1 pseudogene (cut by a window edge) is annotated in these 26,490 nt (G+C 43.3%); it reads right to left on the bottom strand.

The window, feature by feature from the left end:
* Positions 1-253 precede the first annotated feature (253 nt).
* Positions 254-26,490: pseudogene (malQ, locus tag PHV44_02100) on the bottom strand (4-alpha-glucanotransferase); it runs 70,273 nt beyond the window's last position.

Below are 26,490 nucleotides of genomic sequence, written 5' to 3'. Positions count from 1 at the left end.
CCCAAAGTGCTGGTTTGCGCGGATCAAGTTTAACGCCGGTTCTCGCCTCAACCTCTGTATAGGCAAGTGCCTTTCCTTCTTCGTGAATGTTCCAAAGTTCTTCTTCTGCAGGAGTCATTCCTTTCTTCTCGATGGAAAGTAACTTATCATTCTTCCAGCTATTCCCAGAACCGTTAAGAACGCCCACAACACTCACATCAAATCCTTTTCCGTACATAGCTTTAAATAATTTTTCGGTCGCCCGGGCATGCTCATTACTGACACCGTTTATTACATCCGCAAAGTAGGTGGCAGCATAGCAGAAATTAACCACGTCGGCTGAGCTTAAGAATCTCGAACGGAATTCATTATGCCTTTCTCCGGGAATACCTATCTGATACATCATGCGGTCTACATCAGTCTTTAGTTGCCCTGAATAGAAAACTTCAAGGCCAGCAGGCACAATCGTATGATTAGTGTACACAATTGCTGTCTTCCTGAAAGTTGAGTCATCAGCTCTTAATAGCGCCGCAGCAACCACCGTATGCGCTTCATTTAAATGTAATATATCAGGAATGATATTTAGCCTCTTAAGAAGCTGGAATGCCGCCTTTCCAAAAACTATCTCCTGCGCAAACCGACAAACCCTATCATCCGTGTAGAGGATATCAAAGATAGGCGACTTTAAGATGAAATCAACGGTTCCTGCGCGGATGACTTTCCAAGCCTCAACATTGATTAAAGGATTATTATATGCATTATTGGGGTCGTTATTATCCCAGGCATATACCGGAATTACAAGCGGCTTGTTTTCAGAATCATAAACCCTTTGTAGGATACCTTTATTTATAATCCCGCTGTAATCAACATCATCGAATCTTCCTGCCTTCATCATCTTTGAGTATCCCGGCTGGATGCCATATGCCTTAATACCCAATTTAAAGAGGCCTTCCAGCTTATCTCCATAGTGCGCGCCCATACCGCCTTTAGTATTGGCATCCTGCGCGTCAAATCCTTCGAACTCAGGGATGTTTCCTTCCATTGAAAGAGTGACAATGACTTTATCCACAAGCTCAGGCACGTTTCTCCTAATCCAACTAAAAGTATTTGAATAATGTATAATTAATCTTCCCCCTTCCAGCTCTACACGTTCTACTTCGGGTAATTCTTTCATAAGCTTATAGAAATAAGAACCCTTGATTATTTCAGGCAAAGAAAGTTCCATTACTGTTTTGAATTCTTCTTGAGTAGCAAACTTATGTGTATAATATGTATGCCCTTCTTCAGATTGCTTGCGCATTCCTCCAGCCGCAGGGGTCAGGCAACCGGCAAATCCTGCCAGGTAGTTAAGATAAAAAATGACATTGTAGCCTCCTTTAGCAAGAGCAATATACTCTTTTATCACTTGTTGCCTTTTGTCTTCGTCTGGTACAGAGTCTACGAGGCTCTCATCGTCATACTGAGTAATTAAAACCGCCTCTGTGCGGGCTGCCTCTAGGTTATTAATCACCCAGTTTAAAGAACCTTGTAACCCCAAGGTATCAGCTTTAATAATGTTATCCATCACATCCTTATAATAAGTCTTAATCGCATAATAACTTAATTCTTTGTTCCAGGGCCTGAAAATATTGCGGTGAACATTAGCATAGGCCTCGAGCACAAAATACAGCTTTCTTCCATTCTTTTCTGAGGCATAGTTTATCGCGTTAAAGAGCGCTCTTTTGAGGAGAGAATAATCGCCGCTTTCGTCGCACAACTCTTCTGCCATATCCACCCTGAACCCATCAACGTCAAACTCATCTATAAAATATTTCAGGTAATTTAAATAGTATTCTTCCCAATAATATCTGCCATCTTCGGTTTTAGCGCTTAAATTAGGGCGAAGCTGATCTTGTGAGTCTGTTCTGCAATATACAAAAACTCTTCCATTGTCTTGCGGATAGAATACTACGCCGAAGCATTCTTTCTCTTTCAAAATCTCCTCGTCGGTCTTATCCGAGACTATCTTCTTATGTTTAAAATAATGATAATTTTCGTCAGTGAGCACCTCAGGAGATAACCAAGGAATAAAATCCACGATAACCTTCTTTTTAGTACCTTGCGCTTTCTTTATCAACCCTCTCAATGCTTCAACCCGATCCTTTAAATATGGCGTGATAGAATAATCAGCAAGAGAGAAGAAATTACCAAATCGCTCACTATGTTTAATCTCTTTTCCTGCATAATTATAGGTGGCATGTTTAGTAGGATACCCGATAGCCATAGAAAGCGTTCTTCCGTTCACTTTCATTTGCAGGTAAAGGCGGTTATCCCCGCCAATTGCTTTGGCCTCAATTATTTCTATCTCATTGCCTATGCCAAAATAATCCCTGCGCTCTTCTATATATGCTTTAATATCTTGCTCTTTCGTCGCCTCCGGGTAATCAAGTCCGTGCACTAAATGAGACACAATAGAGGTCTTCAATAAACCCCAAAGATAAAAGGTCAGCGGGAAATCAATTTCTTTAAAGAGGCCTATCAGGTCTTCGAGGCCAGTCACAATTTTTTCACCATCAATATATAGCCCCCCCCTTGCTTCATCTACGTTTGCTGCTCCTAGATCGTGTATATTTATAATTAAGGTAAGGCCTAAATTGTCTTCCTTTATTGATTGAGGCGCGCGCCTTCCCGAAGATTCAACCATCTTACGTATATCTTTATTTATCCCATGCTCTAACAGCTCTTCAAGAGGAATGGGCATAACAAGAGACCAGTTCTTTTCGCTGACCGTGCCCGGAGTATTAATCCGATATTGATATGGGTCGCCTTTAAAGATATCGGAAGCTAAATACAGGTAATCAATAATAGTATTTACGCAGAATCTTGCATTAGAATCTAAACTGAGTTTCAATGCCGCCCTAAGAATATCACTATCGCATTCTTCTCTCATCGGCCCAATAAGCTTTAGGATTTCCCAGAGTTTCTCTTTTTCCTGATATGTGTTTTCATACATCTCTATAAAATCAGCTATTTCTTCTTTTCTTTTTCCTAGAATATCGGCCAAGATATCGCTAGAGGTAACGCTATTTAACCAGCGTAATCTTGCATGCCTTGAGAGGCCTAAATCAAATAATTTCTCTTTTACGCTGCTATAATCTATTCCCTGCTGCGCGCACTTTCTGATAAAAAGGTTTTCATCAACAGTCCCGGCTTCATTTTCCCACCATGCCGGCCAGTTAGTCGTGTCGTGCGTAGATAACATTGCCACAGAAAGTTCACGGTAATCCTCAGGCATCAAGAAATTGCGTGTTCCTTTCCAGTCTTTCGCCCAACGCTGGACATCATTACCCGGGATACCGAATTCCTTTAAGGTGTCAGTGCATACCTTGGGGATAACCCCTAAATCTTCGGCGCAAAGGAGCATCTCTATGCTCTCAAGCATCGCGGATAATATCTCTTTGCCGTGCCCTTCCCATTTATTCTCTTCACAAGGGTCAAAGAATCCATTTAAGCCTTGATTCTCCAAAGGCTCATTATAAGGTATGCTCCAAATCCGGAATAAACCTACGACATGGTCTATCCTTAAAATGTGATAGAAATTTTGGGCATACTTTAGCTTTTCTTTCAAATATCCAAAATTATCGGCTTTAATAGTTTCCCAGTTATATGTAGGCATGCCCCAACGCTGTCCTAAAGCAGAATACATATCCATAGGCGCCCCGCTGGCAAACTCCAATTTAAAGAATTCCGGATGCGCCCAGACATCTGCGCTATCCTTAGATACCAAAAGGGGCAGGTCGCCCTTTAGCAAAATTTCTCTGGATTCGGCATATTTTTTAGCCTCTTTAAGCTGCTCATACAGCTGCCATTGAACCCACATATGAAAAGTTATTTCTTTTGTGTGTTCTCTGCGAAGACTTTCTAAGGCCTCTTTATCGTGGTTTTTATATCCCTCTTCCCATTCATACCAGGGTTTCCCGCCTTCTAAATCTTTCAGGACTTTAAAGAGCGCGAAATCATCCATCCAATAAGAATTTTCTTCTCTATATTTTCTGAATTCCGAAGAGTCAAGGTTAGGATTTCCCGTGTAAATCTCCCAAAGGAGCTGGATCTTTGCTTTCTTTATTCCATAATCCACATAAGGCTTACCAACAGGAAACATCTCCCTTATTTTTTCTATCTTAGCCTTGATCTGTTCTCCGGTAGATAACATTTCTAATGATGTGTATACGGGATCTAAGGCGAAAGAACTGTCGGAATCGTAAGGACAAAAATTAGCGCCCATATCATTTAGCGGTAGGCCCTGAAGTATTGAATTTCCGGTCAAAACAGCCCAATCTATCACTAACCTTTTGTCTCTAAAGTCTCCAATGCCCGCACTTTTTTTAGAATATACGAAAAATAGCGACACTAAAACCCCGGCCCTCTTCTGCGCTCCGATCTTTTCCCATGCATCTTTGGTTGCTAACGGCGTCTTGGACGAAGAAAGATTGGCGCCGCCGTTATCAGGTAATTTAGGTCCATCAACCGTATCGCCAAGACTCCCTTTTGCCAGCTCATCCACAAATGCTTTATAAAAGGCCTCTATCTTATTTTGAACATCTGGGGTAGTTTCATTAAATTCAAAGAGGATGGTCGGAGAGACTTGCGCCGTGCGCTGGATGTTAGGGAAAGTCATGGAATCATTGGTCTGGTGTATATTAGCGCCGTTAACATTTGTATATTGGCTGGCTACATCCTGGAAAGGCTCATTATAGTAAGCCTCATCGCCCAGGCGCCTTACATTTAAGAATATATCAATACTCCTATTTGCCAAAAGCGGCCTATTAGGATCTGTGGAATATGCTAAGGTTGCCTCATGGCCTTTATGCGCGCGGATAGGATAGATTCCAGTCTCAGTAATCCAGCCGCACTTCGTTAATAAATCTGTGCTATAGGTATAATTCCTTAAACCGACAGCGAGATTGACCAGGCCCTCCGCCCCGAAGAAAATGTTCAAGCGGTTACGGCCGGTAAGCATTCCTTTATTGGCTAAGAACCTAGCTAAGTTACGGCCTTTTTCTTTTGCTTCCTCTACGCTATTTACGGCCTTTTGTTTCTCTACTGTTCCGATTGATTGCTCTTCCTCTTTTCCGGGATAACCAAAACTTAGAAGAAGGTCAGTAGCTTTTTTCCCAATGAGATCATTAGTATACCTCTCTTTGGTTTCTTTCCATTTTGCTACATAAGAGGCAGTGAGTGTGCGCACTACTTTAACATTGGGATTGGAATTCGCATCCACTCGTAAGAACGTAGTAAGAACCGTAATAAAATCTGTCCACAATATATCAAATGGCGCCTGGAGTTTCGGGTCTAAGCCCTTAAATGCTGAAGCGCTGGAATCAATCACAAAAAGCATAAGCGGCATACGCGCTTTTAGTTCTTCAACCCTGGCTAAATCTCTTGTATAGTTATTTGAGGCTTTATCCAGAAGCGCCATGGCAATGGTTATCTTTCCTGCGGGGCTCTTTGCTAAATTGGCCAGGACGCTTTCGGGTTCAGTGATAAGGTTGTGCGCGCCTAAGGAGATAATGTCTTCTTTATTGCTGCCTTCCATAACATACTGGCTCCATTCTGAGCCGATTAATGCCAGCTGCTCGGTATTGGTTATAAGGCTGATATGTTCAACGCCCAGCAGTTTCATAGCTGCGTGCAGGAATTTACCGGAGCTTACTGCTATGCTGCCTTTGTTAGCAAAATCATTAGCCGCATCAAATTTATGATGCAGCGCGGCAAATACCTTAGAATCCATTTCGGGCAAGAACATGCCCATTATTGTTTGCGCGGTATAATAAATCGTAGTTTTACGGTGCATGTTCCTTCCGCCGATATCCGGGCTCATACCTATTATCAACGCAGAATCACCGGCTGCCTTAGCTATAGCGGCAAGCGCGCCGCCGTTAGCAAGGGTGATTCTTTTCTTAAAGCCCTTGGCGAGCAGGCGGATAGCTGCCTCTATCCCTTCCCAAGTGCTTCCGGAACGGGAAATTTCCATGCAAAGGGTCCTTCCCGGGTTCAAATGTTGTAATTTAACCAAATCTCTTGCTGTAACTATGTGGTACCACGTAGGCGCGCCAGCAGGCTTGTTACGGTTATACATCTCAACCAACGACCACATAAACTGGTCATTGGCGCCGATGCCGTTGCTGATGATTGCTTCTAAAGGTTCTCCCTGTTCATCAAATTGCTGGCGGATAAATTTATGTATTACTCCATACCACTCTGGCATAAAGTAATCGTTAAAGAATTGTTCTACGGTTTGCCTGGTGCCTGTGCCGCGATAATTAAATTGGCCCTTGGCCAAATCCTGCATGAGCGCTGCCTGGTATTCTAAGAGCGTTGCTAAAACTTCTTTATTCTTAACGGAAGTTCCAGAAGGCAAGCTGAAACTTACTTCTACGCCGTTCTCGCGATAAAACTCAGTAGTTTTAATATCAACTATATCCTCTACTTTTAGCCCTATTGCATCTTTGGCTTCTGATTTAAAGGCGCGGTTTAATTTCCACACCGCGACCAATGTGGCGAATAATTTATTCTTGCTTAAGACATCTATTACTGCGCTCTGCTCTTTATCCCCTGCTAACCCCTTTATAAACTCATTAACATTAATAGAATTGAGGATAATCCTTTCTATTCTAATAAAGGTAAGGTCTACCATCTTGGGGTTGCTTGATGTTGCAACCTGAATTTTAATAAATTCCTTTAATTTATCCTCATTATGGAAATCGCCGGTCAAATCATAGTCATCTTTGCCTTTAGCTATAGCAAGGCCCGCTTTAACCATATTCTCAATTGCCTGCTTTGTAGATATACCCACTGATTCTGCGAAATCATTCAGGAGCATAGTTTTGTTTATGCTCTTAAGTATTGCCGCTTGCGCTACGCTCTCGGATATTTGTAACATCTCGGATGTCCTCCTCAATTGTCCTTCTATAGTTTCCAATATAAGATTACTAAACCCAGACTTTATCCTCAACTCCTCCAATGCCACATCTACTGAAGGATATCTATTAAGAATATCCCCTTCCAACTTTACCAAGTCCTTTTGATTAAATAGCGCCATTAAGGCAGCGGTCTCTTGGGGTATGATATGCGCTGAATCGGGCTTAAGATTGGTTTTAGCATTCCTTATATTAAGGTAAACAGACAGCATCATCTCAACTAAGGCGCGTAAATCCTCCTGGCTTCGCGAGTGCGCGCCAAAGGTGATTTTGCTGGAGGTATTTGACCAGCCCCAGTAGAAGATGCCTTTGGGGGTAAGGAAGTAATAGACGCCTTCAATATCCACTAAGGTAAAGGGCTTGGCGGCTACTTTAAAGTCCTGCCAGAGGACATATTCAAAATCATTGTTTCCTTTAAATGCTTTAGTGACTGCGTCCCTCATTTCGTTCATCACATCTTTCTTATATTCCTCCTGCATAGGGGTGCGCTGTTCGTTAAGCGAATACCAGTTGCTGATGACCTTATTGTCTTTAAGGTAATCAAGATAATCCGCCAAGAGCCAGTTTGGCTGGTTGTATTTTTGCCTTATCTGGATAAAGGCATCCAACCAGCTAAACATAAATCTTAAGGCATCGTCAATGCAGGCGCCGTTCTCAATTGTGATAAAAGGATGCAGGCTGTATTCCATCTGGTGGTTCTTAATGCCGAGCTTGGAGACGAGTTCTTCTGCTGAAGCAAAGCCTAAGCTTTGAGCAAGACCCTGGAGGAATTTCTCAACAGTGGCCTTAACCTTGGAATGTCCTTTAGGGTGTATCTTGGCAATGCCGCCAAGGTTCTGGATTAGCTCAGCGATAGCCGGGCTCATCCTGGCATCAAAATAAAACTCCTTATGGTGTTCTTTGTAGGCTGAGAGGGTTAAGGCATAGTCAATGACAGGATAAAATAAGATGTCTCCTTTATAAAGGGTGCCGGCAATGGTAATGCCGCAGCGGTCTGTATCCAGGTCAAAATGGAAGATGATGACATCCGGGTTTTTCTTGGACCACTCCAGGATACTCTCATCGCCTGCTGACTTAGGATGCCCTACGCACTTATCATCTGCTCTGGATGGGTCAGGCAGGCCCTTGGTGCAGGTGGGGTCAGATTCGCTGCGGAAGACCTTGACTAATTTATCGCCTAACATCTGTTTGGCAAAGTCCACATACCAGGTGGCTGAACCGCCGCCAAAGTCAACCGCAACCTTAAGGGGGAGATTCTTAATGGTATTCATTAAGCTAGAGAACTCATGGAAGAGCTTTGCCTGATAGATAGCGGTGGTGAATTCGGTGAGGTTAGTGATGGTGCTGCCTCTGTCTGCTTCAGGCATAACCCTTAAGCCTTCATCAATCTGAGTGCCAATATTTTGAATCATATCTCCATAAAGGGTGGTCTTGCCGACAATGGGCTTAAAGCCGTTTATGCCTACTTCAACATGGGAACGGGTAATGTAAAGGCCGCCCTGGGCGCCTAATCTAAAGATAGAGCTATAGAGCTGGCCGCTGACAATGATGCCTAAATCTACCACATTTACGCCTGCTGCCCTTAAACCCATAGAGAGGTATTTACGCATCTTGGGGGTTGTGGGGCCATTGTCTCCTGCCACTAAATAAACATCTCCTGGCTTCAAAGACTCTTTCCCGTGGTGGGAGTTAAAGGTAGCAGTGCCTAATGCTAAACCTAAGAGGACTAAGAGCTCACGGCTAAAATACTCATCCTTACCGCGCACGTCATATTCTGCAAGGACCTTGGGGAGGTTTTTCTTTAAGTTCTGTAATTCATCATAGGTTATCTTGATGGTTTCCTCACCGTCTTGGATGATAAGAGGATTCTCTAGGGTAATCTTAAAGAGAGCGGGAACTTGAGAAGGAGCGTTCTTCTGGGAGTTGATTTGCTCTTGAACGCAAGCTACTAAATACTCTGCTTCTAACTCCAGGTTCTGCTGGTGGGTCCTTCCGGATAATTTACCTAATTCATGCAGAATAACAAGCCGCAGTTTTAAAGGTTGGATGAGGATTTGTTCATCAATGTAGAAGAGTTTGTTGCGGATAGCGCCGGCTAAGTCACTAAATGGCCCTGCCCTTAGGTGGCCTAAATCTGCGAGTTGCTCATTTAAGAGAGGTATGAATTCCGGATGGCACTGGCTGATGAATGGCCTTAAGTCCTCACCTTGAATCCTAAAGTTGTCTTTATCGGCCAAAGCAAATTCCCTAACCTTAGGCCCGGCCTGGGCAATTTCCGCATCCACTTCTTCATCAGTCATCTCTTTACCGGACTTGGAGGAGGCGGGATCAGTGCCAGAAATAGAACCATCTCTGTTGTCCTTAGAACTACTCCCCCCGCTTTCCTCTCTTTCGTTGAATTCTTCAGAGAGAATTCTCTCTATATCTGTTGTAGTTTTTCGCTGACCAAAAAATTCTTGATAAAAATAATAACCAATATCTGAGGGTCTTATAGTTAACAAAATAGAATCCGGTTTTATTCTATAACTCTTCACAACATAATCTTCCTTTTTGGAACCAAAACCTATTATCAGATGCAATATAGGAGATTTGTTATATTCATCAAGGCTCCTGAACATCTCAGCATCTCCTATGCTCGTCCAAACTTTCTTTCCTGGATGTGAATGGATATGGGCTATAACGCCTCTTATGCGCTCAAGTTCATCTAAAGGCACGCCACCTTTTACTTGTGAGTATATGTTATTACCTTTATAGTAGAAAATGATGCTCTGATCTTTAATGACATAATTACATTCTACGGTATTACCTGCAGATGTTTCGACTATAAAGAGGTCGAATTCTAACGAAAAACTATGAGCGCATAATCTCTCTTTCAATTTATTATCGATTAAACCTTGCTGATGTATAAAATCTATCCATTTCATATCTCCTTTTGGTGTCGTTACTTCAATATCTTTTATCTTTGTTTGTTCTACGTTAAAGGAATTTGCTAATCCAAGCTGCAACAATTTATCTCCGTATTTGCTTACCATGATTGCACGTTGCTCTACATCAATATATATCCCTAATTTATCTCTTGAGCTCATCCCATCCGTATCTAATTTAGTCTTTGGTAAAAAAATATGAATCTTGTCATTTTTAACTGGCATGCCCATCCAATGTAGTTGTATTTTTCTTAGGGCTTCTCTTATGAGTTCAAGGGGGATATCTCTACCTGCTCTATCTCTGATTGCTCTCTGGATTTGATAGGCAGGTAAGTTAATGTTAGGGCTTATCGGAGACGGTTCTGTCTTTACTTCAATAAATCTCAATGTATCATCTGGAACATCCAAATCATAGGTATTGGGTTTATCTGGCTTTGAGCGGGCGGGGTCAGAAACAATTGAGCCGGTCCTCCCGGAATCAACCGCGGGATACCCGTAATAACCATGTGCTTTTGCGTCTTTATCAATCTCGCAAGGAACCATAGTAGAATCATGGCTTTTGCGATAATCACCGGAATTCACTTTGATATCTACTTCAGGATGTTGAACGAGCGCTAAATCTATATCCTGCTGCGCTCCAATTTCCTCCTTCACTTTCCGGTAAGTCTCCTTTAATTCTTCTAAAGTGATGTTGGTTCCATATTCTCCCCGCTGTATCCACGCTACGGTTACAGCGTGGTTAGAATCAATTTTATGCCGGGATTGTAAGCCATACTGTTGTTTAGCATATCTTAAAACCCGTTCTTTGTTTTCTACTCCCAGCAAATAATAAAGGTGTATCCTGTGGTTAGAATTCATCTTGAGGAATCTATACATCTCTTCAAAACCCTCTTCTTCATTATTTGGTTCACTGCCTAAATCAGTGTATCTTAGTAAAGGATAAAATTTATTTACTACTCTCTGCGCCATTTCATGACGCTCCTTTACCGGAACGCGGTCTGATTCCGGTAATTCTTTATAGCGTATTTCACCTTGTACCCGATAGACTACAGTATCAAGCCCCAAAAGCTCTAATGCCATTAATGAAGTTAAAATATGAGCCCAAGTTAGAGGATTTCCTGCTATAGGGAAGAACCCTACACGCATCTCGCGGTCAACTTCTAAAAGCCGGTCGTCCTTGGGCTCCTCTGAGAATTTCATCAGGTTTAGTTTAACAAAAGGATTAATTTTTCTTTCCTCAATCTCTTTCATAATCCCATTAATTGTCCTATTTAAGCTATGGTAAAGGCGATAGAGAAATGACTCTGGCTTAACTGCCACCTGCGGGCCTGAAGTTTCGATATTGCTCTTGATATAACCTAAAATATCCTTTACTACCCTGGTAGCATGTTGCCTGGCCCTTGCCTCCTTCATAATTTTGGCGTATTTGATAAACTGGGTATCCCAAGTTTTGACTGTTGCCGGGGCGCTGGCCTGTATTCTTTGCCAACGTTCCTTATCTTGGCTTAATTCTAATGCCTGCTTCCATGCTCCGATAAAAGCTTCAGGTGTATAATCTTTAAAGACAACGGCATTACCTTTATCGTTTTCTATAGGCACTGCGCTTTCAATAAGGCCTCCTGTTAATCTTACTATCGTAATTATCATATTTAAAGCATTCTTATACAATGAACCTGCCGGCTCAAATAAGGACGGATACAAATTCATATCCCCCGCCTTGTAAACAAGCTGCGTTAAATCTTCCGGAATAAAGCCCGGCATAATGCGCACCCTGGTTGGGAATTCATTTTCTAACTCTTCTTTTATCCGGCTTAAGGGTTGGACCCATTCTGTCTCTGGTTTGCCACCGATAAACAACTCCATATCAGGATATGCCCTAAGTAGTTCTTTAATCTGCTCTCTCCCGTCGATGAACAAAGAGACCCCCTTCTGAGTAGCTAACCTGCCTAACATAAATACAATCTTCTTGCCAATCCCTTTTTCCAATCCTAAACGCTCCTGAAGAAGCAGCTTTGCCGGTTGTTTTTCTTTTATATCGCAAATATAACGCCATCCGGGAGAAGCGCCGTTCATAACACCTGGTACGCCAATCCTGTCAAAAATAACGTTTAATATTCCCGGCCAGCCGCCTTGTTGCAAGTTTTTACCCATAATATCATTGGCGTAGTCCTGGCTTACCGCGATTGGCCGTCCGCCACAAAAATTAACAGTCTCTGCTCCCAGTTTTAACAAAACCGCCCATACGTCTTGCGGCCTCTTGGGCGTAATCCATCGTGCGTGCTCAAAAGCCTGCTGGGAAACTAACCCTGTCTTAAATTCAAAATCTTCTTTACCGGATATTTTAAACTGCCCCAGGTACACTGCGTTATTAATCCAAAGGATCGGCGTGATACGCGCTGCTCTACCCGAATTGATAAATTTATCCACCAATTCTTCTCCTGATAATAGGCTGCCTTGCGCCTGAACAACCATCCTCCTCAATAGCGCTCTTGGCTCTGAAATGCTTTCCAACAAATATGAGAATAATAAGCATGTCTGCCAATCTGCCAAAAATAAAACATCCGGTTTAGTTTCACCTAGCACAATCAACATCGCAGCGGCAGCATTAAATACAACTACTTCCTTTAGCGCCTCTTCCGGCTTAGTTACATCTGATTTTTCATAAGGAGCAGTAAACACATCGCTAACCAAAAGATAATCTACAATACCAGAAGGAAGCATTCTTTTGTAGGCTATAACTTTTATTGATTTACCCTGATAAGGAATCAATATTTCAACTCGTTTCTCGAGGTCTTTCAAGTGAATTGCATCTGTCATCGTCTTCATATTCCGATAATATGGAGTTACTCGATATACAGCGTGGCCCTTTCCGTTAGTTGTATATGCTCTTAACACAGCAACAGGCAAGGCTTCTAAAACATCAGCAATGCCTCCAACTTGTGACTCAGAGATCTCAAATCCATGGAATCCAAAATTCAGCCCGGGCAATGAAGCTTCTTCTTTACACAAACTGGCTTTGACAGAAGTATCTTCTATCTCTCTATAAATATCCTGCGGAGCACGGTTAGCGTTGCTACCCAGTAAATCATCTATCTCGCGGGAAGATTTGTTTTTCTGGGCGGCATTAGCCAATATTGCCCAGAGGGCGATAGCCTCGCCGTCCTTCTGGACGTATTCTTTAATATTCTTTTCAATGGTCTCGATGAAATTATCTTCGTAGCCCTTGGGAGCGGCTACAGCAATAAATTCTTCTTTATCTTGAGGTAAACGTGCCTTCTCTATAAAGACGTAGCGACCGGGTTCAACTTCAAACCGGATAGCATCACAGAGTTCATCTTTTATTTGGGTAGAGATTTGATTAAAGTCCCTCTCCTGCCAATCCTTGTCATCAAGCCAGTTGGCTTCAGTAGCAATATCAATGCCTTTAATGTTCTCTACCATAAGCTGCGCTATGGTTTTCTTAAAGAAGAGCTTATTCCCTTCTATCTTCAAGCGATAGAAATAATCAACCTGAGTGTCTTTAGGTAACCATTTCTTGCGGTCTGAGACTTCGCATAAGTCAAAATAGTCAGCCATCTGCGCCAAAATTGCAACCATATCCTGGAACTGGGCGCGCAAGGCTTTTTCTTGTTCAGTTAATGCTTCTTTTTGGATTTCCAATAGCCTATTCTGCATCTGCGCTATCTGAATACCTAATGTAGTGGCCATCTGAGCGCGGAAGTTACGTTCAGCCTTCAACTGCTCTGTTTCCTGACGAGTAAGTTTAAAGGCCTTAGCTTCCTCTATATACATCTGGCCCAAGAGTAGCGAACGGCCATAATGGTTATCTTCTTTATTAAGCACATGATTGGCTGGTAGCTTCGCCATATAACTATAGAAATTCTCCACCGCTTTTTCATAGATACGCCTTGCTGAAGTACCGAGGATTTCAGTATAATCCTGCTGGCTGATACAGTAGTTGCGCTCATTTACCTGGCGCTGTTGAGCGCCGGCTACTTTGCCTAAAGAAACAATAAGTGCACCGTTAAATATAGGCGACTTAACCCAGAGCATATACGGAGGCTCTTCCAAGCGTAGCTCTCTTCCGATAGATACTCCCGGTATAAAGTTTTGGAAGACAGAGCGGTTGAAGATGACATAGGTTGAGGCAGCATAGCCTCTGATAGAATTAACCACTAAAGCTGACTGGTGGGTATGCTGTAAATCATACCAGAATTTAGTATCGCTTAAGAGATATTGGATAAATTGAGCCATACCTGATGTATCATGGTCATTGATAAATGGATATGCAATATATTCAATTATCTTATCCTGACTTGACATAACGGTCTGTAAGTCTGCGGGTATAGCTACTGTGCCGCGTAAACTATTGGAGAAAACACTTAAATTGGTATCCTTGACTTTCTTACCTAAGTCTCTTGTGCTGCCGATAATATTTACCGGATAGACCATGGATTTACCATCCGTCTTTTCTATGCGGCCTGGCCTGTACCTGTAGTAGAAATCATCAATGGCTACTAAGTATTCCGGCATATCTTTATAAAGTATGTGGCCTTCTTTATCATAACCTGCTTTGGGACGGTTTAACCCCTCATAGCGCTGATGTGTACGCCTGTAACGCGGGTCCATATAGTGGCTGGAATATCTACGCACCTGCTCCATAGCCTGAGGAATAATCCCGCTTGATCCGTCTTCACTGTAACCAAAGTAAGCATTCTCTAACGCTTCAAGTTTAGCCAGTTTTACCTGGTCGGCCTCTTTTGCCCAGAGCGCATATAGCTCTTTTTCTTTAGTAACCGGCTGGGCAAAGATAGCGGATGCCTCAGTAAAGAGTTTGTTCATGGCGGCTTCCCGTAAAACCTCTCTCTTTTCTCTGATACTTTCTAATTCTTCAGGCAGCACTACATAGGTTTCGGATGGCGCATCATCATCCTCACTCATTACGCGGTAACCTAAAGCTTTTAAAAAAGTGTAATTGCGCACGCCTGAGATGTTCTTAAAAATGTTACCGAATATGTACTTAATAAATGCCTCCCTATTAATTGAGCCGTTCTGGTCCAAAAGTTTATTGTCTGTTAAGATAGCCATAAAGACGGGCTCCAGGGTTTCTGCTTTAAGTTTTGCTTCAAGGTGTTCTAAAGTGCCCAATGCCCAAGCTTGCTGGTCGCTATCCCTGTTTTCGTAGGTTAAATGCACAAAGCTATCGCCGTAGGTATCATGCAAGCAGGTAATGTTCTTACGGTTGGTATCCAGGTTGTAGTTAGGTGAGGCGGGTCTCCCGGGACGGGTTACGCCTGAGTCATCAATTAATATAAATACTGGGCGGCGATTAAATATTCTCCAGTTCTCCAGTTCTGTCTCAATCTGATTTACGGCAGCTGTTGGTCTGTCTATGGTAGCCATAGCTACGACATCCACATTAGGCCGCTCCAGCTCATAGAAACGGCTGCCTAAACCGGCAGAGCGCCAGATACGTTTCTCCATATCCCAACGGGTTAATTTATCGAACTGATGCATAGTCAATAGAGGTAAAGCGATATTGCTGATTAAGAAATTAATAAGAGCTTCGTCTATGGCAGATGCCTGCGCGGCTAAAGCGTAGAATTCGCCACGCGCCTTGGCCATATGCAGACGGATTAAATGCTCTACTCCTTCGTTGGTCAAAGAGAGCGCGGACTTTTTGTGATTATCTAAATTGAAAGCTGTTAGCTTAGTTTGATATTCATCATAAGCATAGAGACTACCATCAACTAAGCTAATGATATTTATGGCTGCGCCTTCAATATGGTCAAAGACATTAAGTAATGTTTTGAGGCGCTCTAATTCTTCTCGAGTGTAGTTATTTTCTATTCGGGCTGCCGGGCGTAAGCCTAAGGCCACCTTGAGTAAATCTGTATGCCCGGTTATTAATTCTAAGTCCTCCATATTAAGGCCTGCGGTCTCCACAGCAATACGTAATGCCCTGGTGCGGCTGACTACTCTATCCCTTAGAAGGACTAAATCTTTCAAACTGGGGTTATTTATAATTACTTCATCCAAGTCTAAGTTGACCTCTCTAAAGAGCTTGTTTCCTAATGCGCCTAGCTCCTCAACTACTGGGCGGCGTTTTTCAATAGGGAGGCTTCTCAAATAAGAGAGCATATATAGGTAAGCAATAGTATCAGAATCTTGCCTTGCTCTAAAGAGCTGGCCTGCAAGATAACCTAAAATAACTAAAGAGAAGGTTTCGATACAGATGGGTATTTGAGGGTCAATAGAATAACCTGCAATTTGCAGCCTTGCGCCTGCATTATCCAAAAATGCGCCTAAGTCTTTTAGGTTAGTGAGAAGCGCCTCCAATTCCAAAGGTATGTTTTGCAGTTCAAGGGCATTATTGATCCTGCCGGATCCGATGGCCCGCGCTGCTCCTCTATAATCATCTGCCCAGATTAAATCAACCTTAGAAATTAACTTTCCATCTAAATCGGCCCAGCCCGTAACAACTAATAACCCTTCATTATGTATTTTATCAATCAACTCATCAGTTAATTCTTTACCATATGCCCCCACTACAGAACAGCCCGATAATTTAGCATTTTTAATATATCTATCTAATACCTTAACTGTTTTCTCAGAATTATGGATGCCTATCCCCGCAAGAACCTTAGGCACAATTTTCTTTAATAGGGTGGGGTAATCTCCGAAAGACGAACTAAAGATGTAGCCCTCCATATGGTAAGCCGTAATAATCTCTGCAAGTTTATTTATAAAAGTATCGGTATAACCCGGTATATCCCTTGCCCAGTCTTTCGTATCTAATAATAAACCAACCCCTTTACCGCTGACCAGCTTAAATAATTCTTCCACATCGAGTGTTTTTATGCCCAAGATACCGTCAATCTCTTCTTTTGTTAGCTCATATACAAACCTTTCTCCATCTTTGGTATTTACTTTGCCCCACCAAGCAACAAGTCTGCCATCCTTGGTAAGCTGTGTATCTATTTCAAGTATCTTTGCGCCTTGAGCCATGGCCTCTTTTGCTTGTTCTATGTTTTTCATTCCGTGAGCAATAATAACCGGAGCCTGCCAGTTAATCTTATTCCCATCGGTAAAGACAACTTCCTTAGCAGGCAGACCGCCCCCATATACCCCAAATTCGCCATTTACTATCTTGCCTCTGATGCTGGGGTTAGCGGGGTTGTAGTAGTCATCTCTTACTTTGTCATAAACCCAGCCTAAAGGTATCTGGGTTGCTTGCCGGATCTTCTTTCTTCTTTCTACAAAGATTTTAGAAGCTGGATTCTTGTAGGTGTCTTCGAATGAAGCAACTCTTCTTTCTGCGAGTGCCCGTTTATAGGATTCTGGCGGTGACTTAATCTTCTGCTGTAAGAATTCTAAGATTTGCGGTAAGTCATTAAGCAGTTCTCTATCTAAGTCATCAGTGGCTCTCCCTTCTTCTAAAAGCATGGGGCTAATCCCAGGGAAGAGCCTTGCGGTAAAGAGGCTGCCTTGATTTTGAATGCGCATACCATAATCTTGCGCCCACTCTTGGAGCTTCTTTCCGGCAAAGGAATCTTTCTTGACGTCATCAGTGGCTTGGTTCCAGACAATCGGCACGATAAAATCCCGGTCATTTATCTTTGCTGCTGCCTCAATGAAGATGTAATCTTTATATAATCTTAAGCTTGGTATATTCTCTAAGAGCACGTTATAAAGCTGTGAGTCTTCTTCTAAGATAATCTCAGAAGCCCTTACTACGCTGTTAATCTGCAGGCTCTTAGGATGGATGTTTCCTCTTTCGGCTTCAATGCGGCAATTGTAGCTATAATCCTTGGATATTCTTTGTCCAGCAACGGTTAATGCGCTGTTAATTGAAGGCCTTAATCCATAAGTGCTGATGATTTCGCTATAGGCAGCATCCTGCAAGGAGATATCCCGCTCCTGTTTTATCCCTCCTGTATCGAACCATACCCCTTCCACAGGGACAGCGTAAAGCAGGCCCTGGCAGTCTTTAAGTATTCTGGTAATAGGGGTGTCCTGGGTTTGGGTAGCAAAGCTGGGGACAATCTTGCCAAAATTATCTATGTCTACACTTTCACCTTCCCTTCCGTTTAATACTTTATCTAAATAATTATCCGTTGTGTATTTCACTTCACCTGATTCAATCGTCATCGTCCCCTGCTGATCAACAATCCCTGCCAGCTGCGTATAACCTAAGAAGGCCTTGATTCCTATGACAGAGAAGGCAGGATTCATTAAGATGCATTCGCCATCCACCAAAGCTCCCTTTCCTTTAAGCTGCTCTTTCATCTCATCGGGGGTACTGGCTTTTTGCAGGCTGTATCTTTTCTGGAAGTCGTCATATTTTTCTATGAATACCTCTACTTTTAGACTGCCTTCTGCTAATTTTCCGAAGCCGTATCTTTCACATTCTTTATAGCCCATCTTCAAGAATAGGCAGGAGAGGCCTTCTTTTACCGCTGAATGCTGGGCGAAGTATTCCTGCATCTGCTCAGGGTTAAAGGTGATCAGGGAATCGCCGTAGATTACGGCAAACATAAAGCTGTCCTGGTAGTTGTGCTCGATGTTGATAGAGATATCTAAGAGCGACTCCAAAATATAGGAAGGCTGACCCTTAGATTTACTTTCAATAGGCAAGGTGGCTAAAATCTTTCCTATCTGGGTGTATTTAGGATTACGCTGGGCCTGACCGCCTGCGGTTACTACCACGCTGTGCGGCTTATGTTGCCTAAGGAGAGTTTCTAATGAGTAATCTCCATCCGCAAGATTCCATTCTTTTGCCAATCTATTGATATCTGCCCTGATCACGCTTAAGATGCCTAAGCCATTACCTTTTACTACTATTTTTGGCAGTCTTTGCTTTACCTCAGCCGGCACCTTTTCATCAATGACAATGGTACCTTCATCGAATATTGTATTGTTAGGCCAGTTATAGACCTTAAAGTATTCTTTAAAAGCGTTCTTCTGCTCTTGGTCATATATTGACAGATATACGCTGGTAGGAAGCTTAAATCCTTCTTTGGCGTTCTGGCGGATATGCAGCCAATCCTGTGAAGGCAGGCCTCCCCCATATACTCCAAATTCGCCATTTACTATTTTGCCTCGGATAGTGGGATTGGCGGGGTTGTAGTATTCATCCTCTATTGCATCATAGAGCCAGCCTAAGGGTATCTGGCTTGAGCTGGAGGCGATGCCTGAATTTTCTTGGTCAATTTTTTGTTTTAATTCCTCTATTAACTTCTGTCTCCTCTGCTGCAATAGTTCAGTAGCGGGTTCGTTATAGACATCAGTCATAGAGAATAGGCGCTCTTGTTCTAAGGCTTTCTTCCAGGCTTCAGGTGCAGGAGAAGTATGGCCTTGTAAGAAACCCCAGATTTCATACATGGACTCATAGAGTTCTCTATCAAGGTTGTCAATTGGCTTTCCTTGTTCCAAGACCTGCTGGCTAAGGCCCGGGAAAATTCTGGCAGTGGTTAACATATGTGCTGCGCCAGGGGCCCAAATCTTATTCATATCAATACCCAAGGCGCTAAGCCACTCTTCTAAGGAGCGGTTCATATGGGTAGTGATTTTGTTAGTTTCTCCATCCTGCAGGCTCCAGAGTAAATGCACTATCCAGCTTTTATCTTTACTTCTATCTTCACCTTTATCTTTATGTAATATGGGCGCCTCAGACATTACTACCTGCGGATAAAGATGCAAGTCTCCTCTCCAATTTACCATGTGGGCCTGAGATTCGCTGTCTAATTGAATTCTTCCGTTAAGGTATGAGGCAATCTGTATGGAGTCCGGAGCAATGTGTGAATCGGGGCCGGCTTCAATGATACTGGCGTAGCTATGGCTTGTAACGTTAGACTTAGACGCAATCGATTGCTCAAAACCAAAGATTAAACCTAACTCCTTATTCGCCTGGCCCTGGCCTAAGATAATCTGAGATTCTTCTATGGTCCTACCTGTATCCAGCCAGTCGCCTTCTATGGGAATTGCCCAAAGATTAGAGCCTGCGCCCGGATGGCGTAAGACTTCAGCCAATATCTGGCGCATTAAAATCTGGGTTACATTAGATAAACAGGTATCTAACGCCTGAATATCGTTTACCTCCTGTGCCTCTGTAAATCTCTTTTCCAGGGATTTAGCTAACTTTTCAAGTTCCTGGCCTAACTCATTCAAGGAGATTGTCTTTCCATTGAAGCCTTCGCGCAGGCCATGTAGCCTGGTTTGGATATCTTCTAATATGGAGAGGCTTGAGGCATTGAATTTCTTCTTGGCATCTTCTATCTGCTTTACGTTGCCTCTAAAGATAAACTCAAGTATGTTTACGTTCTCGCTCATAGGAGGCACCAGGTCACCGAAGGTGTCCACATTTGCGCCATAAGTTAGGGCTTTATCATAGAAACTATTTTTGTTATAGGGGACTTTGCCTTGTTCGATAACGGTAAATTTGCCATCTATGTCTACATCAATGCCGGCTAAGATCGCCCAGCGCACTAAGGCTAGCGGCCCCAAGACAGCAAAGGCAGTATTCATGAGGATGTATTCGTCGTCAACCAATACCTTATATTTATTTCTTAAAATATCTTTGGCTTTATCTAAATCTTCGTCTATGACAAACTTTTCTTTATTTACTCTGATAATGCCGTTGACTACCTCCCCTGTATCTCCCAAAGGTTTTTCTATGAATTGCACTATGCGTAGATTAGACGCTACGCTAGCTGTTCCCCAGCAAGGCGACTCTCTAGCGGGAACTTTTCTTACAAAGACCATCATCCCGTTGACCATCTCAGGACTAGAACTAATAATTTGCTTAACCATACCGGGATTAAAGGTAATCAGGGCATCGCCATAAGTATTGATGTAGGCCGGCATATTCTCAGGATAAATCTGGCTTAATACTGCAGCGGGAACCAAGAGTTCTTCTTGCAATGTGGCGGGGAGGTTTTTATTCAAACTCTTTATAGGCAGATAACCATTGAACTTGCCGATCTGGGTATATTTGGGATTACGAGAGGATTGCCCACCGCCGTGTAAACCGACGGTTAGGCTGTTACCCAATAAATCTATCAAATTATATGTGCCGGGAGCTAAGTTTAGCTCTTTAATTAATTCTTCTGCTAAGGCCCTGATGATACCTAAATTAGCAATGCCATTACCGCGCACCCTGGCTCCCCTCCTGTAAGTTTCTGGGTCTGCCACAGGGATAACTTTAGTGTCTCTGGGATAATCTTCAGGATTAATTTGAGAGGCATACATAGCAGCCTGGATTTTATTAAAGGCGGTCTGGAAGATGCGCTTTATACGCCAGCCCTCTTTGAAGGCGGCCTGCATATCGATTTTCATCAACATGCGGTTGTATCTATGGGAGAGGATTTCGCGGTTGCTTTCTTCGAAGGCTTGCGCCTCTAGATGGGCCTCATCTGCTATATCATCCCAGGCAATGCCCTTCTTCAAGGCGTGTTCTTTGGTGGCGAGCTCTATTGCCCCGTGGGCAAGAATGGCGGCTAATTCCGGTGCGGCGAGGTTCAGGAATTCTTCTTCCGAATGAACAAGAATATAGATAGAGTTACGCTTTTCGCCAATGTGATCGTCAATATCTCCGGGTGAGCGGTTACGGTTAACAACCAGGATTACGTTAGCTGCTTTGAGGATTTCGTAAATGTCTATCTGCCCTAAGACCTGGGGCAATTTAGCCACTAAGCCTTGGGTGAGTTCTCTGGCAGTATAGTAGAGCTGTGGGTCTTGCTGACAGAAGGGCATCTGCCAACCATCAATTGTCCCGGAGAGCAGGCAACCGCGGAATTCCATCTGAGCTACTTCTATCTCGGCATTAACCCTTAAATGGTCATCGTGGGAGAGGCGGCCTCTGCGGGAGCTGGAGGCAGTGGGTTGCAATTTTATAGAGCCTCGCGCGTTGCGGACATCTTCTATAAATTTCTCGCATATTTGAGCAGCAAATGCGCAGGCCTGTTTTGGCTCAATGCCATTCTTAATAAGGTGCAACTCAATTACTTCGTGGAGTAAACATGCGGCTAACTCTAATGCGGCTAAATCGTCCTGATGTAGAAAGAGATAAATTTCATTGCCTTCGGCAAAGCCATCAGGCGGGCCGCGCTGCGGTTCAGAAATCCAGAAGATTTGCTTTGCGGCGAGGACGTCTAAGATATCCAGCGTCCTTAAGCCGCCCGGCAATAATACAACTTTACCCCTTAATAAATCCGCTGCCTGTTGGGCGATGTTATCCTGAGTGATGTTGAATAATCTACCTTCAGATTTGGCCTTAGTAACTCTCGCCCTGTAGTCCTGGATGTCTTGGGAAGAGTGCTTACCCTGTAAGGAAGAGCTGGAGGCGGGACCTTGATTTTTCTGTTCAATTTTTTGTTTGGCATCTTCGATAGGCAGGGTAGGTCCGGTGGCTTGCGGCTGATTGTTTCCGCTCTTTTTTCCGCCACCAATTAGGTGTTCAAACACTGCTTCCTGGTCTGCCTGAGCTGAATTTTCTCCCATAGAGTGAAGCTTGTTGTTTAATAATAATCTTAGCCAAGCCACAGGAGGTTCTTCTATTTGAGTCTGTAGCCACCTCATTGTGGCATCGAATTCCTGCCAGTTTATCCTGTTATCCTTTGTGTCTTCTCTACCCACCTCACCCCTAGGCACCTCGGGATATAGCTTAGCAGTGTAGGTATTTATGTCCCATATCTTACCGAGGCCAAAGTTATTAGTCTTTGCTACAGCTGCTATCCAGTCTACCAATTCTTCTTTACCTAAATTAATGCGTTCTTCTTCTCTTGTTTTATCCTGAGTAACCAGTTTGTCTGAACCAAGCGCCTTTAACCACGCCTCAGGCGGAGGGGAGATTTCGTGACGACGTAACCATTCTATAATCTCATCGTACTGAGTCTTCTCCATCTTTTCGGGATTAGGATAGATTCTGGCTTTGTCAGGTTGTAATAAATCCTTGCCAAATATTAATTCCAAGAATTTAGCCAGACCCACATTAATTTGTTCTTTTTCCTTATAATGCTCATATGCTCTTACCATAAATAAACTTAAACTTTCACTTGCCCATGCATCTTGGTTCGGATTATCTTCATTGTATTCCACTACTCCAACAGGATCAAATTTTGTCCAGTCATAGTAAAATCTCCAATTACCAAAGACTGAGATAATACCGCTCTTGGCACCCACATTTATTATCATTGACCTGTTTTGCATATAGAGTCTTACATCCTCACCCAAATAGGCATCACAGACAACTGCCTGTTCAGGTAGCTTAAAGCTTTCTTGCTGACCCTGAGCATAAACCTCTGATTCATAAACCCTGCCTCCTTCGCCTAAGTGACCCGCCACCTGGGCGTCTCTGCGGCTAGGAAATTCATTGGCTTTCGCTACCAAGTTTCCCTCATTGCCTTCGCCTAAGAGCATATTTAACTCGGTGTCTTTAGCACCGGTATCGCCCCAGTAGCTGTCTATGGGAATACCCACTAACCTGCCTCTGCTAAACTTCTCAGCAAATACCTCGCCATTCATAGCAGCGTGTATATCTGACCAAAATTGCTCCGCTTTCTGCTTTGCCTCTTCTTTTGCTACACCTTTATCAGCAATTCTTCTGACCGTACCACCTATGCGTGCAGCAATATATTCCCCCCTGCCCGCAGTCTTGGCAGGAATCAAGTCACCATAGGTATCAATGGGAATCTTATAGACGCAGGCTCTTTCTAACACACTATCGGCCTGCAAGTTAATCTTTCCATTCTGATCTATCTCAAGGTTGCCTTCTTTATTAATTAAACCTGCCAGATAAAGCATTGCCAAGATGTCGTATAGGCCATTCAACATAAAGGCAGGGTTCATCAATACCAAAGGCTCTTTGCTATCCTCGGTGCCACGCATAAGCACTCCTATCTCCTTAAGATAATCAAGCAACTTCTTCCGATTCTCAGGTTTCTCTAAGTCTGCCCCTGAAAACTTAAAGTGGTCACCTGGCTTCTCCACAAACTTCACTATCCTGCCTTCATTGTCTAATACTGCCACGCCGTATTTGGGAGCTTCAAGATATGATATCTTCCTTAATAGCAACACTGAGTCACCTCTCTCGAGCGCTTCTCTTACCATCCCGCCTATGTTGTCGGGATCAAAACAAATGAGCGCATCACCAAAGATATTACCAAACAAAGGATAATCTCCTGCCATCCCTGCCAAGTTAACCATAATTACGCTCAACATCTCATATAACCTTCCACCGGGTAATACGGCGTTAATCTTGCCGCCACCAGCTGGGCCGTGGGCGTGGTTCCTTTTGGCCTCGCCACCACTGTGTAATACCATAGAGGAACCTACTATGGCTTCATTTATAGTACTGCCAGAATGCGTAATCTCACTAGCATGCCTAATAAGCTCTAAGAGGCTGTATTTGCTTCTGGCTAACTTAATCTCTTCTATCATCTCCTTGAATGCCGCTCTTCCGGCTGCAATGGTAGCCATACCATTACCTCTGCCTCCTTCGGGATCAGGGTTGCCTTTAATGAAAGTAGGTGCTTTTGCCTTGGTTTGAGGGAATACTTTAGGCCCAATACTTTCTTCTAGAACCTTTGCCTGCTCAGGTATAAAGGCACTGACAATAATCCTTCCTATTTCCCAACCACTACTAAATACCCCCCTTACTACTTCCTGCATCTTCTTTATGCTAATATCCACTCCATCAAATTTTTCTTTATTTCCTGAATTCGGTGCTTGGGGTTTCTGGTTTTGGTCAGCAAAGTTTTTGTGTATTTCAGTAGCAAATTCGCAGGCTTGTTTTGGCTCAACGCCATTCTTTATAAGGTGGAGTTCAACTGCTTCGTGGAGCAAATCACCAGCTAACTCAATAGCTGTTAATTGGCCTTCGTGTAAGAATACATAAATTTCGTTACCTTCGGCAAAGGCATCAGGCGGGCCGCGCGCTGGCTCAGAAATCCAGAAGATTTGTTTTGAGCTGAGGGCATCTGAGATATCCAATGTCTCAAAGCCGCCCGGCAATAATACGACTTTACCCCTTAATAAATCCGCTGCCTGCTGGATGATATTATCCTGAGTGATATTGAATAATCTGCCTTCTTTCCTAGCCTTGGCAACTCTTGCCCTGTAGTTCTGGATATCTTCGGGTGAGCGTTTGTCTTGTAAGGAAGAAATGGAATCACTGGGATCTTTTGGCGGCTTTGGTGTATGTTTAGTTTTGTTAGCAAGTGCTGTAAAAATATTCCAAGGAATCGCTATAACTATATCGGTAACTGTATTAAATGCCTCTAGGCTTACTAAAGCTATAAAAAGTAGGGCTAGAAACAGGAGCGGCGAAGTAATAAATATAATAGCTACTGTGATAATATTCTTAAATAGCTCCGCTATAAATGGAGCTTGTTGTTTTATTTCCGCTGGCTTTGACTTATCGGAGGTATCTGTTGGCTGTTCAGTAGATTTTCCGGTTGAATCAACTGGTTGAGAGGGCTCTTTAGTTGCTTTACCAATGAAAAGAGGAGGAATGAACCGGTGAACGTATTCATAGCCTTCGAATATTAGCTTTACTGCCTGATAGGTTGCAGGAGGAAGTTTATTGAGTTTAAACTCGAAATGAATACTGGCGAACCTTAGGGTAATATTTGCTGGCGCAACAGAGACAAACCTGCCCTGTTCATCCTGAAGTTGAATCTGAATTACCTTGTCTATGATTAAACGCCTTATCTCTTTCTGTTGCTGCTTAGTAAGTTTAGGAGTGCCCAAAATTATCTCCAGCTTATTACCTTTCTTTATGTTGACAATTGGCGGCGCATGGGGCTGCGCTCCGGCCAAAGAATCCCTTAGGATTTCAGATAACTCGGCTTCAAGGTCTGCAGCTGCCTGCTGATTAATTGTTGGCCCTTGCGTAGTTCCGGTTGTCCCTGCATTATTTGCTCCGGTAGCTGCTCCTTGACCAGGCACAGTACCAGCTGGCTCACCTTCCGTAGCAGTAGATGTTGCAGCTCCGGCAGGCTTACCAGTAGCTTCGCCTTCTTTGGCCGCAGCAGGCTTTGGAGATTCTTTTGCCTTATCTACATTTTGTCCTGACCGAAGTTCTTCTTTAAGGTTAGTAAGTAAATTTTTTAACCGGGAGATTTTTTCCCTGGCTATGTTGATGGCTTCGGGGTTATTGCGCTTGGTGTTGAGTGTGTTGAGCTGAATATTCAGGTCAGTGATGATGCCGGCGCCTCTGGTTTGTCGGACATCGGGAGGCAGGGCAGCGATGAAGCTAATGCCTTCTTTAAAAGTAGTGAGTAAGTCTTTGAGCCGGGAGATTTCTGTCTTGGCTTTGTTAATGGCTTCGGGGTTATTGCGCTTGGTGTTGAGTGTATTGAGCTGGATATTCAGGTCAGTGATGATGCCGGTGCCTCTGGTTTGGACATCAGGAGGTAAGGCTGAGATGAAGCTTAAGCCTTCTTTAAGGGTGGTGGCTAAGTCTTTGAGCCGGGAAATTTCTGTCTTGGCTTTGTTAATGGCTTCGGGGTTATTGCGCTGGGTGTTGAGTGTGTCAAGCTGGGTATTCAGGTCAGCAATAACTTGCGTTGCCTGCCTCCTTACGCTTCTTGGCAACGTAGCTAATAACTGGTGAGTAGAAGTAAAAG

The organism is Candidatus Omnitrophota bacterium (assembly GCA_028717245.1).
Taxonomy (GTDB): domain Bacteria; phylum Omnitrophota; class Gorgyraeia; order Gygaellales; family Profunditerraquicolaceae; genus JAGUYA01.
The sequence above is the reverse complement of the archived record's forward strand: the minus strand, read 5'-3'. Positions and strand labels throughout refer to the sequence as shown.